15 protein-coding genes and 1 pseudogene are annotated in these 16,478 nt (G+C 34.0%); 8 read left to right on the forward strand and 8 right to left on the reverse strand.

Annotated elements, in window-relative coordinates:
• On the reverse strand, positions 1 to 177 hold a 177-nt coding region (locus A9G38_RS09495), incomplete at its 3' end, for a transposase (protein ID WP_141671710.1).
• A 98-nt stretch (positions 178 to 275) separates the two neighbouring features.
• On the opposite strand from A9G38_RS09495, the gene drt3b reads away from it, so the two are divergent.
• The 6 genes and pseudogenes from drt3b to rlmL all read left to right on the forward strand — a co-directional run.
• Complete coding sequence (gene drt3b, locus A9G38_RS09500; RefSeq protein WP_051634221.1) at positions 276 to 2,177, forward strand: antiviral reverse transcriptase Drt3b; 1,902 nt, start codon at positions 276 to 278, stop codon at positions 2,175 to 2,177.
• A 238-nt stretch (positions 2,178 to 2,415) separates the two neighbouring features.
• The gene (gene rlmKL, locus A9G38_RS09505; protein ID WP_051634222.1) at positions 2,416 to 4,536 is read left to right on the forward strand and encodes a bifunctional 23S rRNA (guanine(2069)-N(7))-methyltransferase RlmK/23S rRNA (guanine(2445)-N(2))-methyltransferase RlmL; all 2,121 of its coding nucleotides are present in this window, start codon (positions 2,416 to 2,418) and stop codon (positions 4,534 to 4,536) included.
• A gap of 381 nt (positions 4,537 to 4,917) precedes the next feature.
• Positions 4,918 to 6,795, forward strand: a complete 1,878-nt coding sequence (locus A9G38_RS09510) for a PTS mannitol transporter subunit IICBA (protein ID WP_034912183.1) — start codon at positions 4,918 to 4,920, stop codon at positions 6,793 to 6,795.
• Positions 6,796 to 6,873: 78 nt separating this feature from the next.
• Positions 6,874 to 8,037: a mannitol-1-phosphate 5-dehydrogenase gene (locus A9G38_RS09515; protein WP_034912188.1), complete on the forward strand. Its 1,164-nt coding sequence runs from the start codon at positions 6,874 to 6,876 to the stop codon at positions 8,035 to 8,037.
• Between the two features lie 6 nt (positions 8,038 to 8,043).
• Positions 8,044 to 8,595, forward strand: a complete 552-nt coding sequence (locus tag A9G38_RS09520; protein ID WP_034912191.1) for an MltR family transcriptional regulator — start codon at positions 8,044 to 8,046, stop codon at positions 8,593 to 8,595.
• Positions 8,596 to 8,703: 108 nt separating this feature from the next.
• Positions 8,704 to 9,043, forward strand: a pseudogene (rlmL, locus tag A9G38_RS09525) (bifunctional 23S rRNA (guanine(2069)-N(7))-methyltransferase RlmK/23S rRNA (guanine(2445)-N(2))-methyltransferase RlmL); the annotation flags it as partial.
• Between the two features lie 272 nt (positions 9,044 to 9,315).
• Here rlmL and A9G38_RS09530 read toward each other — a convergent pair.
• Positions 9,316 to 9,744: a universal stress protein gene (locus A9G38_RS09530; RefSeq protein ID WP_034912201.1), complete on the reverse strand. Its 429-nt coding sequence runs from the start codon at positions 9,742 to 9,744 to the stop codon at positions 9,316 to 9,318.
• Positions 9,745 to 9,877: 133 nt separating this feature from the next.
• Here A9G38_RS09530 and A9G38_RS09535 point away from each other — a divergent pair, with 133 nt between their 5' ends.
• Together A9G38_RS09535 and A9G38_RS09540 are read left to right on the forward strand one after the other, a co-directional pair.
• Positions 9,878 to 10,282, forward strand: a complete 405-nt coding sequence (locus tag A9G38_RS09535) for a GNAT family N-acetyltransferase (protein WP_034912206.1) — start codon at positions 9,878 to 9,880, stop codon at positions 10,280 to 10,282.
• A 1-nt stretch (position 10,283) separates the two neighbouring features.
• Positions 10,284 to 10,865 carry a Maf family protein gene (locus A9G38_RS09540; RefSeq protein ID WP_034912210.1) on the forward strand — a complete coding sequence of 194 codons (582 nt, stop codon included), beginning with the start codon at positions 10,284 to 10,286 and terminating at the stop codon, positions 10,863 to 10,865.
• Between the two features lie 24 nt (positions 10,866 to 10,889).
• On the opposite strand, the gene A9G38_RS09545 is transcribed toward A9G38_RS09540, so the two are convergent.
• The 6 genes from A9G38_RS09545 to A9G38_RS09570 form a co-directional block, all read right to left on the reverse strand.
• On the reverse strand, positions 10,890 to 11,555 hold the full coding sequence (locus A9G38_RS09545) for an ABC transporter ATP-binding protein (protein WP_034912214.1): 666 nt from the start codon (positions 11,553 to 11,555) through the stop codon (positions 10,890 to 10,892).
• Positions 11,555 to 12,766 carry an ABC transporter permease gene (locus A9G38_RS09550; RefSeq protein ID WP_034912217.1) on the reverse strand — a complete coding sequence of 404 codons (1,212 nt, stop codon included), beginning with the start codon at positions 12,764 to 12,766 and terminating at the stop codon, positions 11,555 to 11,557. Before A9G38_RS09550 ends, A9G38_RS09545 begins: the two co-directional genes overlap by 1 nt.
• Positions 12,767 to 12,851: 85 nt before the next feature.
• Positions 12,852 to 13,331: a DUF4418 family protein gene (locus A9G38_RS09555; RefSeq protein WP_051634223.1), complete on the reverse strand. Its 480-nt coding sequence runs from the start codon at positions 13,329 to 13,331 to the stop codon at positions 12,852 to 12,854.
• A gap of 20 nt (positions 13,332 to 13,351) precedes the next feature.
• Positions 13,352 to 14,011 (reverse strand): ABC transporter ATP-binding protein, encoded by a 660-nt coding sequence (locus A9G38_RS09560; protein ID WP_034912221.1) that lies wholly within the window; start codon positions 14,009 to 14,011, stop codon positions 13,352 to 13,354.
• 10 nt (positions 14,012 to 14,021) lie between these two features.
• Positions 14,022 to 15,164, reverse strand: a complete 1,143-nt coding sequence (locus A9G38_RS09565) for an ABC transporter permease (RefSeq protein ID WP_034912224.1) — start codon at positions 15,162 to 15,164, stop codon at positions 14,022 to 14,024.
• A gap of 17 nt (positions 15,165 to 15,181) precedes the next feature.
• Positions 15,182 to 16,468 carry an ABC transporter permease gene (locus A9G38_RS09570; RefSeq protein ID WP_034912232.1) on the reverse strand — a complete coding sequence of 429 codons (1,287 nt, stop codon included), beginning with the start codon at positions 16,466 to 16,468 and terminating at the stop codon, positions 15,182 to 15,184.
• Positions 16,469 to 16,478 lie beyond the last annotated feature (10 nt).

Consider the following 16,478-nt stretch of genomic DNA (forward strand, 5'->3'; position numbering starts at 1 on the left):
TTTTGTTTTAAATGAGCCGCTTTGGCTTGCTTGCGTTATCCAACGGTCCAAAGCTGATGGTGTCAAATCATATTCGGCAACGATTTCACTACGTGATTTACCATGTTGATAAAGACTGACCATTTGGTGTTTAAAATCATCTGTGAATGTTCGTCTTTTGCGTTTAATCTTATTCATATTTGTTCCTTTTTTAGTTGTGATAAGTTTACCTTACCCCTTAAAAAAGTTGTATGATTTAGTGTAGCCGATCCAACAAATAGTAAGGATATGGAAAAATGCCTAACATCATAAAAATTGATTTATCAGATAAATATCGCACACTTCTAACTGATGTATTACCTTATGAACTTCCTTTATGGTACAACAATTATAATATGTATAACTGTCTTAAAAATAATTTAAGTAATTATATGACAGTTTCAACTTTAAAAAATAAAATTAGTGAAAACTTAATTCCTTTTAACTATAAAGTTTTTAGAGGGGAAAATAAAAGCCCTCGTGTTTTATCTATTATTCACCCACTATCTCAATTACATGTGTGTGATTTTTATGAAAAATATGCAACTATTATAGAATATTATTGTAGTAAGTCTGATAAATCTCTTAGATACCCATTTAAAATTGCCACTAGCTTTTATGGAAAAGTTAACAAAATGGGGGCTCAAAAAAAAATTGATAGTATTGAAATGTATGAAGATGACCCCAAAACTGCTAGTTCATATTTTAAGTATCTTAAATATCCCTTTCTATATCGTTTTTTCGAGTCTTATGAATATCATAAATTAGAAAAACGTTTCAATCATATGATGCAAGTTGATATATCTAAGTGTTTTCCTAATATATATACACACAGCATTGGTTGGGCGACAAAAAACAAAAGGCTAGCAAAGAATAGAAGTAATGGTTCATTTGAACATCATTTTGATACATTAATGCAAAATACAAACTACAAAGAAACTAATGGTATAGTCGTTGGACCAGAGGTTTGTAGAATATTTGCCGAAATAATTTTACAACAAATAGATATAGATATTGTAAAAATATTAAAATCAAAATATGAAGATGGCATTGATTATGAAATAAGAAGGTACGTTGATGATTATTTCATTTTTTACAGATCATTAAATGTAGGAGAGGCAGTTCATTTAGCAATTTCAGATGCACTTGTAAAATATAAGCTACATCTGAATGAAGCTAAAACAGAGTATATTGTTAGACCATTTACAACAAAAATATCTATTACTAAAAATAATATTAAAAACACTATTCATAAATTATTTAATTATAAAACTGAAAAAAATGGAGAAATACATAAAATAAATTATCCAGACAGAAAAGCAAATCAAATTATTTCTAAAATTAAAATGGTCATTTTTCAAAATAATGTTTTGTATAGCTCAATTTCTAATTACCTTATTAAATCAATTGAAAACCAATTTACAGATCTTATAAATGAAATAAATGGATTAGATAAAAAAGAAGAACATCACTTAAATTGGATTTTAGTTGATTTAGATGTTTTATTCTTTTTTTATGCAATGGATATTAGGGTAAGAACAACGGATAAAATTGCAAAACAAGTTGAATTTTTATTAACAACAATATCAACTTGGAAAGAAGAAGCAATAAAAGAGGTTATTTATAAAAAAATATTTGACCTTATAAAGCAAGCTATTGATATTTTCCTTATCACAAAAGGTGAATTATACGGTCTTGAGATACTTAATCTATTAGTTTTATTAACATTATTACCTGTCCATTATCAACTAGATGTAAATAGATTAGATCAATATTATCTACGATTAATAGGTACTACATCAGAAGATGATTTTTATTTTATATGGGTTACTTTTTTATTATACATCAAAAATAACAATGTCTATGATGAAATAAAATCGAAGTTAATTATTTTGGCTAAAGATTATTTAACAAATAATAAAGATCTTTTCAACTCATCACATTATTTTATTTTATTTTTTGATTTTGCATCTTGTCCATATGTGGAAAAAAATATTCGGTCTGATGTGATCAATAAAGTAAAAGAAATAAATAAGGCAAATTATAAAGATAAAACAAAAGATTATATTTTAAATAATGATTTTATTGTTCAATGGAAAAAAACTGACTATTTACAAAATAGCTTAAATAAGCGAGAATTTATATTCTCGTATGAGTGATTATGTCCCTCAACCTGATAATTTTTCTTTTGATAGAAATATTGATTGGGTGTTCTGGCACCACACACGAACAAGGTTGAGGGGCTCCAACTGTAACTATCCCCTAAAACAGTACAACAAACTTTCCTGATTATTAATAAACTAACCCAATATTCATCTAACTAATATCAGCCTTTATTTCCCACTATTGTAATTAGTCGGTATAATGCCAACAATTTTATTGTTAAGTGAGTTATGCATGAAAACGCTATTTGCCAGCACGTCTCGTGGGTTTGAAGAGTTATTAAAAAAAGAGTTAGAACAAATTGGTGCAATTAATTGTAAAATTGCGCAAGGTGGTGTTTATTTTGATGCCGATGACAAAACGCTATATCAATCATTATTATGGTCGCGTTTGGCATCTCGCATTTTACTACCTATTGCCGAGTTCGACATCTATAGCGATTTGGATCTGTACTCTTGTGTGTTTAATATTAAATGGCCAGATATTTTTGCTGTTGATAACTCTTTCGTGATTAATTTTGTTGGCGTAAACGAATTTATCCGTAATAGTCAATATGGTGCGCTAAAGATCAAAGATGCTATTGTTGATCACTTTTTGCGTCATACTAATGAACGTCCTAATGTAGCAAAACAAGATCCCGATATTCGACTTCATGCTTATTTAAATAAAAACCGTGTCACACTATCTTTAGATCTAAGTGGTAATAGTTTACATGAGCGTGGTTATCGAGAGCAAACAGGGAAAGCTCCACTAAAAGAAAGCCTAGCAGCAGCTATTATTATGCGTTCTGGTTGGAAAACAAATGAGCCATTGCTCGATCCGATGTGTGGTTCAGGTACATTACTAATTGAAGCGGCAATGATCGCATCACAAATCCCACCTGGTTTACATCGTAAACAGTGGGGATTTTTTGCTTGGAAAGGCTTTAATCCGACATTGTGGAACAAATTGCTTTTCACCGCAAAACATAACGTATCTAAAACAAACACACCATTAATCGGTTATGATAATAATGCTACAGTACTTGAACGAGCCAAACAAAATGCCCTCCAAGCAGGTGTGGGGGATTTAATTACTTTTTCGATGCAAGATGTGACACAACTGACCAATCCATTGCCAACTGAAACGGTAGGCATGATCATCAGTAATCCACCTTATGGAGAACGCTTAGAAAGTGAACCTGTGCTTATTGCTTTGCATACGGCACTTGGTCGACAAATCAAACAAAATTTTGGTGGATGGCGATTATCATTATTTAGCGGCGCACCACAGTTATTAGATTGCTTACAAATGAGAGCAGAAAAGCAATTCAAAGCAAAAAATGGCCCTCTTGACTGTATACAAAAAAATTATGTCATTGCTAAGCGTAATACTGAAGAAGCAATCACAAATTCTACTATGCCTGCGGCTGATTTTGCTAACCGATTACGCAAAAATAAACAAAAGTTAGAAAAATGGGCTGCTCAAGAACAACTGGAATGTTATCGGCTTTATGATGCAGATTTGCCTGAATACAATGTCGCTATCGATCGTTATAAAGATAAAATAGTGATGCAAGAATACGCAGCACCGAAAAACATCGATCCACAAAAAACTCGCCAACGACTTTTTGATATTATTAACGCCACCATGTCAGTGCTTAAGCTTACCGCCGATCAGTTAGTATTAAAAACAAGAGAAAAGCAAAAAGGCAAACAGCAATACCAAAAGCTAGGACAAAAACAGGACTATTTTTTAGTCCATGAATACCCGATTAATCAGCGCAAAACCACATTTTGGGTTAATGTGACCGATTATTTAGATACAGGATTGTTTTTAGATCATCGCTTAGCACGAAAAATGATTGGTGAAATGAGTGCAGGAAAAAACTTTCTAAACCTATTTGCCTATACAGGTAGTGCAACTGTTTATGCTGGACTTGGCGGAGCAAAATCAACCACCACGGTTGATATGTCTCGCACCTATTTAGAATGGGCAGATCGTAATTTAAAACAAAATGGTTTAACAGGTAAAAAACATCGATTAATTCAGGCGGATTGTTTGCTCTATTTATCTCAAGCTGATGAGCAATTCGATTTAATTTTTATCGATCCGCCCACATTTTCAAATTCAAAACGCATGAACGATACCTTTGATGTTCAGCGTGATCATCTAAAATTGATGTCCGATTTAAAACGCTTGTTACGCCCTAATGGAACGATTATCTTTTCGAATAATAAGCGTGGTTTTAAAATGGATAGTATCGGTATGCAAAACCTAGGGCTAGTCTACCAAGAAATTACCAATAAAACGCTATCGCTTGATTTTAAGCGCAATAAACAAATTCACTGCTGTTTTATTGTAAAACATCAATAAACACAAACCGCCATAAGGCGGTTAATTTATTAACATTATGACCAAATAAAATATTCAACAAAATTAAAAACTTTACTGAGTATTTTTAATCAAAATTAAAGCATTTCAGCTGGAGTTGATTTGCTAAATAAATATATAAGCAGTAATCACTAATAATAAAATTCAATCCTGTAAAAAAGTTTCAGGAAACTATACGTTTTAGTACATTTTTCTCTTACCACCTTCTAAAAGAGTGATCTTAATCACAAAAATAAAAAATAGACCCATTTTAACAATGTGATACTCATCACAATTATCAATTTTTTTTAATGAATTGAATAACTAAATCCTTCTACAATAACAGCATGATGATTATACAATCAATAAGGAAAGTTTTATATTATGACAAGTTCAAACATCAAATTAAAAGTTCAAAATTTTGGACGATTTTTAAGTAATATGGTCATGCCAAATATCGGCGCATTTATTGCTTGGGGATTTATTACCGCTATTTTTATTCCAACGGGCTGGTACCCAAACGAAACCATTGCCAAGTTAGTTAGCCCGATGATCACTTACTTATTACCACTGTTGATTGGTTATACTGGCGGTAAATTAGTTCACGGTGAACGAGGCGCCGTTGTCGGTGCAATTACGACAATGGGGGTCATTGTTGGTGCAGATATTCCGATGTTCTTAGGTGCTATGATAGTCGGACCTCTTGGTGGCTGGGTAATAAAACAATTTGATAAAACCATAGACGGAAAAGTCAAAAGTGGCTTTGAAATGTTAGTCAATAATTTTTCAGCTGGTATTATTGGCATGCTACTTGCGTTGCTTTCTTTTTTTGCAATTGGACCTTCTGTCGTTGCTGCATCAAGTAAATTAACTCTTGCTGTTAATTTCTTAGTTGAGCACAACTTACTACCTTTAACTTCAATTATTATTGAACCTGCCAAGATTCTTTTCTTAAATAATGCAATTAACCACGGTATATTCTCACCATTAGGTATTCAACAAGCAGCAGAGCATTCTCAATCTATGTTCTTTTTAATCGAAGCAAATCCTGGTCCTGGATTAGGTTTATTACTTGCTTATATGTTGTTTGGTAAAGGTTCCGCAAAAAGTTCAGCCAGTGGTGCAGCAATCATTCATTTTTTTGGAGGAATTCATGAAATTTATTTCCCATATGTATTAATGAACCCTCGCCTTATTATTGCAGTGATTTTAGGTGGAATGACCGGAGTATTTACTTTAACACTATTTGGTGCTGGATTAAGTTCACCCGCATCACCAGGATCAATTATCGCCGTTCTTGCGGTCACTCCAAAATCATCAATGTTTGGCGTAATTATTTCTGTCATTGCGGCAACAATGGTTACTTTTATCGTTTCCGCTATTTTATTAAAAACCACCAAAGAAGCAGATAAAAGCCTTGAAGAGGCAAAATCGAATATTTCTGAAATGAAAAATGAATCAAAAGGAATTGTAAATGGTACACTTGATCTTACTAAAGTTAAAAAAATTATAGTGGCTTGTGACGCAGGAATGGGCTCAAGTGCTATGGGCGCAGGAGTATTACGCAAAAAAGTTCAAGATGCAGATTTGGATATTTTTGTCACTAATGTAGCAATTAATAATCTGCCTGATGATGTTGACATTGTTATTACACATAAAGACTTAACCGATCGAGCAAAACAACATGCACCAAATGCACATCATATTTCATTAACTAACTTTTTAGATAGTCAATTATATAGCCAACTCGTGGCGGATCTTTTAAGCTCTCAAGCAAATAATGAAGCAAGTGAAACAGTGCCTATAAGCAATCAATCGACTGATAATATTCCTCTATTTAAATTATCACAACAAAATATCTTTTTAGGGTTAACCGCTAAAAATAAAGAAGAAGCAATTCGTTTTGCAGGGCAAAAATTGGTTGATAATGGTTATGTCACACCAACTTACATTGAAGCAATGCTAGAGCGTGAAAAATTAACATCAACTTATTTAGGAGAATCAATAGCCGTTCCACATGGCACTATTGAATCAAAAGACGATGTTATTAAAACTGGTATCGTATTTTGCCAATACCCTGCTGGGGTTCAATTTGGTGATGAAGAAGATGATAAAGCAAAAATTGTGATTGGTATTGCTGCTCACAATAATGAACATCTTGATGTCATAGCAAAACTGACTAATGCATTAGATGATGAAACTATTATTGCAAAATTAGCAACGACAAATAATATTGAAGAAGTTTTAGCAATACTAAGTTAACCTATTTCTATTTCCCGCTTTACACGGGAAATAGAGTGAAATATTTCAAATTAAATTATAAAGTTAAGGATTATTATTATGCAAGCACTACACTTTGGCGCAGGTAACATTGGACGAGGTTTTATCGGCAAATTACTATCCGATGCTGGTGTACAAGTTACATTTGCTGATGTCAATCAGGAAATTATTGATGCCATCGCCACTCGTCATGAATATCCGGTAAATGTTGTTGGCGAGCAATCCACCACTGAGATAGTTAAAAATGTTGATGGAATTAATAGCACCTCTAATGAAGTGATCGATTATATTGCCAGCGTTGATTTACTCACCACTGCCGTTGGTCCACAAATTTTAGCGCGTATTGCTCCAACGATTGCCCAAGGAATTATTGCAAGACATAATCGAGGTAACAGTAAGCCACTTAATATTATTGCTTGTGAAAACATGGTAGGAGGTACCAGCCAATTTAAACAAGAAATCTTTAAAGAGCTACCAGAAGAAATTCAACAATGGACAAACACCCATATCGGTTTTGTCGATTCTGCAGTGGATCGTATTGTACCACCTGCAACATCAAAAACAGGCGATATACTAGAAGTGACTGTTGAGACTTTCTCGGAATGGATTGTTGATGAAACACAATTTGTAGGCATTATTCCAACCATTAAAGGCATGCAACCCGTTGATAATTTAATGGCTTTTGTGGAACGTAAGTTATTTACACTTAATACTGGTCACGCAATAACTGCTTATTTAGGATTTTATAATGGTATTGGCACAATACGTGATGCAATTCTAGATGAACGTATTCGTTTAATTGTACGCGGAGCCATGGAAGAGAGCGGGTTAGTACTTATTAAACGTTACAATTTTGATGAGCAAAAACACATGGCATATATTGAAAAAATATTATCCCGCTTTGAAAATCCTTATTTACAGGATGATACTGCACGTGTTGGTCGTCAGCCAATTCGTAAATTAGGTGCAAACGATCGTTTAATAAAACCATTGCTTGGCACCTTTGAATATCAAGTTAAAAATACTAACTTACTAATTGGAGTTGCTGCTGCGCTTAACTATCGTAATAATGATGATGAGCAAGCAGTTAAACTAGAAAAGCTCATTACTGAAAAAGGCGTTAAACAAGCTTTTTGTGAAATCTCTGGTATTGACATTAAGAATTCTATTGTTATGAAGGTTGAAGAAATTTATACTGCAATGCAAGATCATCAGTTTGTATAATTCTCAATGTCAGAATCGATATTACAAGAAGATATAATATTAGAAAAACTCAACCAGCAAGCTGATATTCACAGCTTGCTGAAAGTTGCCATTAAATTAATTAATGATAATGTCAACAAATTGATTCTTAAGGTCTTTCGAAAAGAACCTCACGCCATTAAATTTGTCATTCCCTCATTGGTGGGTAAAAATGGACCTCTCAATGATACTTCAGTGTGCCTAAAACTGCTTTATGCGTTGGGTATTATTTCTCGTGAGGATTACGAAGATATAGAGCTACTGATTGCTGTTTTGGACGAACTGGAGCTAGACGACAAACAATACACTTATTTAGATGATGAAATTTTAGGTCCTATTAGCTTATTACATGATATGGTATTACCTCCAAGTTTTGAATCGCAACACGAAAAAGTAAAACAATCAGGTATTGTCGATACTTTAAAATCTTCCATTTACCAAAACCGTTATCAACAAATGATACGCTCGGCACTTATCATCGCTATCACAGAATTAACGATTCGAATCATTAATAAACAAAAGGTTGACTATTTTCCATAACAATATTGATTGTATATTTTGTTGATACGTTAAATTTACTCTGGTCGTCACTTATATCTATTTAAAGAAATGATTCGCAATTTAAAAAAATAATTTAACGAGTAAAAACATCAATTAATTCAGGCGGATTGTTTGGCTCTATTTATCTTAAGCTGATGAACAATTCAATTTAATGTTTATCTTTCCGCCCACATTTTCAAACTCAAAACGGATGAATAATACCTTTGATGTTCAGCGTGATCATCTAAAATTGATGACGGATTTAAAACGTCTGTTAAGACCTAATGATACTATCATTTTCTCCAACAACAAGCGTAGTTTTAAAATGGATAGTATCGGTATGCAAAACCTAGGACTAACCTATCAAGAAATTACCAATAAAACGCTATTGCTTGATTTTAAGCGCAATAAACAAATTCACTGCTGTTTTATTGTAAAACATCAATAAACGTAGCTGGAAAACAGCTAGGTAGAGTATTAATTTTATTAATGTTTTTTCAACAACACCAAAAACAAAAAATTAAATAAAATCAATACTCTACCTGAACGATTTTATAGAAATACGAAAAATAAAACAAAATAGCTAATCCATCCGAATATCAATATAGAAATGATCACTGAAGTTTATAACACCCGAAACCTGTAATTCTAAATATTTAAAAAGAATTCATTGGTATATTCACCTAATTTTATTTAATTTTTCAACAAATCTTAATCATCCTACCTAACAACTAACACCGAAGTTTTAGCACCACGAACCACCCCAGAAGCATTCGATCCTAAAAGATGCGTTGAGATATTGGGACGACGCGAGCCTAAAATTATTAAGTCTGGTTTGATTTCGTCAGCTAATGCAAGGATTTCATCTCTTGGATGACCAAATGCGATAGAAAAAGATAAATGTTCATGCGGTAAATTAATCGAATCCATTAATTGATGAAGGTATTGTTCCGTTTGTACTGTTGCATGATCTTTAAATTCATCAAATCCAAAAGAGTAAGCATTGATAATAGCCGATGAAACAGGCAAGGCATGAAAAAAGATGACTTCAGCATTAGACAATCTGGCTAAGCACTCTACATGTGGAATGACTTTTTTAGTTAATTCATCTTCAAGCACATCGATAGGAACTAAAATTTTTTTGTACATAACTCCCTCCTTGCTTTGTTATAGATTAGATTATATATTCAGCGAAACTAAAACAGGTTTTACCTAGCTAGTATGATACTAATTTTAAATGTAATCCTTAATTATTTTTATTCGTTTTATGATGGAGATCAACATGAATTGCATTATTTATCGTTCTGATGTCAAACCGACACTAGAACAAGCCACCACCCTTTATCGTCATTGTTCATTAGGCAAACGTCGTCCACTTACCGATACCGTACGCTTTCAAGCTATGTTAGATAATGCGAATTTGGTGGTAACTGCTTGGCATGATGATAAATTGATTGGCATTGCGCGTTGTTTAACGGATTTTGTTTATATCACCTATTTGGCAGATCTCGCGGTGGATGAAAATTATCAACGACAAGGCATCGGAAAGCAATTAATTAAAGAAGTGAAAAACAATACTGACAAATCATGTTCAATTACTCTGCTAGCAGCGCCACAAGCAGTTGATTATTATGGTCATATCGGGTTTAATGAACACCCTTTTGCTTGGATTTTAAGAGATAATTAAAATGAGAATCATATTAGCATCAACATCTGTATCCCGTAAAAAAGTGCTCGAAAAATTAGCTATCCCTTTTGAGTGTGTACCGCCTGTATGCGATGAAACACCGCTAGTCGGCGAATCAGCTCAGCAATTGGTGGTTCGACTAGCAAAACTTAAAGCCCAATCATTAGCGACGCAGTTTGCTGATAGTTTAATTATTGGCTCTGATCAAGTTGGTGTGTTAGACGGTAATATTGTTTGCAAACCGCATACAATTGATAATGCCCGTAAACAGCTTCGACAAAGCAGCGGTAAAGCTTTCTATTTTTATACTGGTATGACAGTAATTAATACCAAAACACAACAACAAACCACTATTTGCGAACCATTTAAGGTGACTTTTCGGCATTTAACTGATTCAGAAATTGATGCTTACATTAGCAAAGAGAAGCCACTACAATGTGCTGGCAGTTTTAAATGTGATGAACTGGGCATCACCCTGTTTGATAAACTTGAAGGTAATGATATTAATTCATTAGTTGGGTTGCCATTATTAAAACTCAATAAAATTATGATCGACATGGGTTGTAATCCACTTTTAATATAACAATTCAGTTAATAACTAAACCCATTAGTCAATAAATCGTCCAGCTGACATTTTCATAACTTTTTGGCTATAACGGGCAACATCATGATCATGAGTGACAATTAATAACGCTGTACCTTGTTGATGAATTTCAGACAGTAGTTGCATGATTTCAGCTGCGCTTTCTTCATCAAGATCACTGGCTGGTTCATCAGCAATAATGATTTGTGGTTTACAAATCAGTGCTCGCAATATCGCAATACGGCGCATTTCACCACCTGACATATGGGCAGGATATGTATCTTGCAGGTGGCTTATTTTGGCTTTTTCAAGCAGACTTTTTGCTTCATTTAGGGGATTTTGATTTGCTCGCTTAGTTAAATAAAAAGGCAGTCGAATATTATCAATTGCTGTTAAATTAGGTAGTAAACTGCTACCTTGAGGAATATAACCAATATGCTGATTACGAAAGGCAGATACTTGCTGATCATTAAGATCAAATAAATTTGTATTATTAATAGTGATTTTTCCTTGCGTTGGTGTAAGTAAACCAGCAATCATATTTAGCAAAGTGGTTTTACCACTGCCTGATTTACCCATAATGCATATAAAGTCATCTTTTGCCATTGAAAAACTAACATTATTCACAGCTGAAAAGGTTTGTTGCCCTCTTGTGTAATCTTTACGTAGGTTTTTAACATTCAGTAACATTATTCGCCCTCTCTAAGGGTACTATAAGTATCAAATTTAGTCATAGATAAAGCACTATAGATACTTGATAAAGGTCCTATAATTAGCGTAAGAATAAAAACAACAATTGCATATAATAATGCATCAAATAGTGAGATATTTACACACGGCAAACCAATAGATTGGCAGATTAATAAGCTAAATGCATAAAGTAATACCGAGGCGATAACAATGCCACTAACTCCGCCTAATCCACTAATTATTAAAGATTCACGAAGCAACATTTTAACTAAATCACGCCGTGACGCGCCTAATACCCGTAATAAGCTAATTTCACGCTTGCGTTCATTTAATGTTGAAGAAAATATAACAAAGATCACAATAATGGCTAAAACCCAAAAAATAGCTGATAGGCTATATACAATGGTTGAAAAGCTAGTTAACCATTTAGATATATTACTTAGCATACCTTTGGTCATAATAAAATCAATATTATAGTCAATAGCGTATCTGGGCATAATTTGATTAACAATATCTTTAGGTTGATAATCTGAATTGACCTTAATGAAAATCGACGAGGCATAATCAGCAAAATGGTCGACATCCCCTTCAATTAATTTTGCATTTTTCATTAATGATTGGGCTGCCGACATAGTCATAAAGACAGAGGTATCAAATCCCATCCCTGTGCTATCCATTTTAGCAATAATTTTAAAAGGATGATTAAAAAATAAGATTTCATCGCCCACATCAGAACTAATTTTAGAACCAACAACGACTTGATTATCAGTCAATGGCTCTGAAAGTTGTGATTGTAACCAAGGCTTAATAATAAAATCAGTATGCTGTTCAAAACCAATTAATTGGACTTTAGACGAACAACAACCTGCATTTAATGATGCAATAAAAAGTTGAGGTGAAATGGCATCAATACCTTTAATACCTTTTATTTTATCAATCAAGTCTACTTTTAAATAAAAAGTACTCGGTTCACCACGCAACAGGGCTACTTCCATATTTTTTTCGTAACCATTAGGCACAATAAGAATATCAGCACCTAACCTGTTAGCCATGCCTGAAATACCAAGACTGAGATTTTTCATCAGTATGCTTCCACCAAACAACGTCGCCGAAAAAAGCGTAATGATGACAATCAAACAGCAACTTCTAAACGGTCGTCGCTGAATATTGCGCCATGCTAAATTTGCCATGGTGATCGGTTTTTCGTGCATATTGACTTTCCTGCTTGTTGGATTTAAATGTTATACCTATATCTGGTAAAGATAAGAGTGGTCTTTGTTTGATAACAAAACGCTATCAATTTTTTGTTCTTTTATTTAAGTAATAGATGTTAATAACAGCGACAATAAATAATAAACCTGATAATAAAACTAACGCCGGTTTAGACCCCATATTGCATCGCATCATTTCATTACCGCAAACACCAATTAGAATTGTTGGTATAGCTGCCGCTAATAAAGAAATACACGCAAGTGCCATACTTAATCCTATTCGCACAAAAGCAGTACGGCTAATTAGTAGCAATGCACCAATGGCTATCACTAAACAACCAATGCCAATTTCAGCTCTTGCTGTCCAAAAACATTTCATGATTTTTCCTGTGCCACTATGTATATGCCCGTTATGTGCTACCTCGCTACTAGCGTGATTCAATATATCAACAGGCATGCTTACAACGTCTGGAAGAGGACAAACTGGCAATATATATAATGGAAATAAGATAATTAATACTCCAATAATAATAAAAATACTTGATGAAATAAGACGGTTTTTCATATATAACAACCTTCAGTTGATTAATTATCAATTACACGTGCAACTTTGCCGTGCTCTAGTACTACAGTGGTTTGTGCATGTTTTGACACTTCTAGTGAGTGAGTAACTACAATAATGGTACTGCCTTCTTTGTGCAGCTCATGTAATAAATTCATGACCATCGCTTCGTTGCTTTCATCTAAATTACCAGTTGGCTCATCGGCCAAAATCAGTTTTGGATAGTTAATCAATGCTCTAGCAATACAAACACGTTGCTGTTCGCCACCTGATAACTGCCTAGGTAAGTGTTTAGATCGAGCAGCAAGCCCAACACGTTCGAGTGCTTGCATAGCCTCTTTTTCGTCAACCATACTATGATAATATTGAGCAAGCATGACGTTTTCTAGTGCGGTTAAATACGATACTAAATGAAATTGTTGAAAAATCAGACCTATCTTATCTCGACGTATTTCGGTTAATTCTGACAAAGAAAGCTGAGTAATATCTTGCCCGTCTAAAATCACTGAACCAAGTGAAGGTTTATCCATACAACCAATGATATTCATCAAAGTTGTTTTACCACTACCAGAAGGTCCCATAATCGATAACCATTTACCTTCTTCAACTGTTAAATTCACTTCAGAAAGTGCATGAAGAGAATCATAAATTTTAGACACATTTTTTACTTCGAGCATATTCATACTTTATATCCTATTCACCGCGTAATACTAACGCAGGCTCTACTTCAAGAGCACGTTTTACTGGAATTAAACACGCAATTACCGTTACTATCACTGAGATAATGATAGTGGTTGGGATCAGATAAAACTCAATAATAATTGAACGTCCAAACACATTGGTACTAATAATTTGAGCAAAGATAAGCCCGCATATAGCCCCAATAAAGCCACCAATAACACCTAAAACTAATCCTTCAGCTAAAAACTCTTTTGCAATACTTTTATTGTTGGCTCCTATCGCTTTTTTAAGACCAATTTCTTTACGACGCTCCATTACCACTGTCATCATAGTGGTAGCTACACAAATCATGGTAAGAACGAGTACAACAAAAGTAACTAAATAGAGTAACGAGGACAGTTTGCCTAATACAGATGCTTCTGACTTTGTCACCCATTTAATTAAATGAGGTTCAACTGTTGTCATTTGTTTTTTTATTTTTTCAATGTACTGTTTTAATTCTGTTTCTGTGGCGGCAATGCTTACTTCAACAACTTCGGCTTGCTCGCTTTCTTCAAGTAATTCTTCTAAATCGTGCAGATCAACAAAAATAAAGTTATCTTCGGAACGTCCAGTTTTAACAATACCTGTAACGGTGAGTTCTTCATCAAAACGAGAATCTTGTTTAGATTTGCCGGAAATCGGCATAGTGCTACCAATGTTTAATTTAGCAAAGTTAGCAATATCAGTACCAATCATTATTTCATGTGAATTTTGTGGTATTGAACCTTCAATAGACCAATAAGGACTGGTTTTTACAACTTGTTTAAAGTCGGTCCCCACAATAGTATAAGGTTGCTGATTACTACGAATTGAATTATAACGAAATGGGGTAACACCAAGTAATTTATCTTCTGGTAAAAAGGCAACCGCTTTATTAACCTCGGTCATTGCTACTGTTGATTGATTATTGGCAGGTAGTAGTAGAAGATTGGCACCATAAGAACGGAATTCTTGTCCCATTTGCCGTGGTATATCATAACAAAGTGTGATCATACCAAGAAGAACCGTTGCTCCAATAGCAACGCCAAGCAAGGCGATGGCAATGCGAGAACGGCGTCGGATAAGTGAACTTAACACGGTTTTAATTATAAAGCGCCTATTTTTATTGATCATGAGACTTACCTTTCACCTTATCGACCATGTAACACATCAGTTGGACGCAAAAACATCATAATACGCAATGCTGGTAAACTACCTAAAAAGGTAATTAAGATCACCATAATTAGGGCTAAAGGAATAATTATCATCTTAGGATCAACAAAAGAACCAAACACTGTATGACCAATAATTTGCGCAAAACCAAAACCAATAAAGTAACCAAAAAATCCACCAAGTAAGGCAATAATAAAGATTTCAGTTAATATTAGCATTGCAACAGCTGTATTAGTTGCACCAAGCGCTTTTAATAGGCCAATTTCGGTACTGCGCTCTATAACGTTAGCAGTAACCAAATTCGAAATAGCAAGCGCCGAACAAATCAATGATAAGATAGTTAGTAATAACATTAGTAATTGTGTTTTTAGTAAAATGGAGCCTTCTGACTCAGCAACTTGCATAATAGCTTTCACACGCACATCAGGCATTAACTCTTCTAGCTGGTATGCAATTGAGCTAATATAAGCAGTACAATACCATGTATCCCATTCTGTTCTAGATAAACTGTTTGGATCTTGCGCTGCTTTACGAGCTAATTCGTTTTCTGGAGTGGTTAATGCACTAACCTCAACACGTTCAACTAGTCCTTTTTTATCGGCAAGATCTTGTGCCACTGGTAAAGAGACATAAATTTGCGTATCTTCAGCACCACCACTATGAAAAATATTGTTAATAGTTAATGTAAACTTTTTGTTTGTTTTCGTTGAAATTATATCTATCGTATCGCCTAGTTTTAGATTCCACTGTTTGGCTACAGATTTACCCACCATAGCTCCTTGCAAATTATCATCGGTCATGGTGTTTCCTTCAATTGTCCACCATGATTTCATGGCTAACATGCCCGTATCAACCTGATCACCTGTTGGAATATTAAGATGTTTATTAAACCAAGTACCTACCACCGTAATTGGCTTATCATGAAATGTCGCTTGAGTTGTTAGAAAAGGTGCAAAATCAACAATATTATAAGCCCAAAAAATCATCTTAATTCTAACAAGTTCTTCTTCTTTAATATATTGCACAGCTTGCCCACTATCATTGTTATCAAGCTGGTACATTTCATTAATGACAGCACTACCACGAGGAACGATATTGAGATTAGCACCATAGGCTTTTAGCTCTTGATTCACCTTATCACCTACGTCAAACATTACATTTAGCATAGCAGTAGCAAGCGAAACACCCAATGCAACCGTTAAGGCAATAAGAAAAAGTTTCTTTTTTTGGCGAATTAAAACACTTAATAACATTCTACAAAACATACAATATTCC

The organism is Gilliamella sp. Imp1-1, assembly GCF_001690415.1.
In the GTDB taxonomy this organism is placed as follows: domain Bacteria; phylum Pseudomonadota; class Gammaproteobacteria; order Enterobacterales; family Orbaceae; genus Gilliamella; species Gilliamella bombi.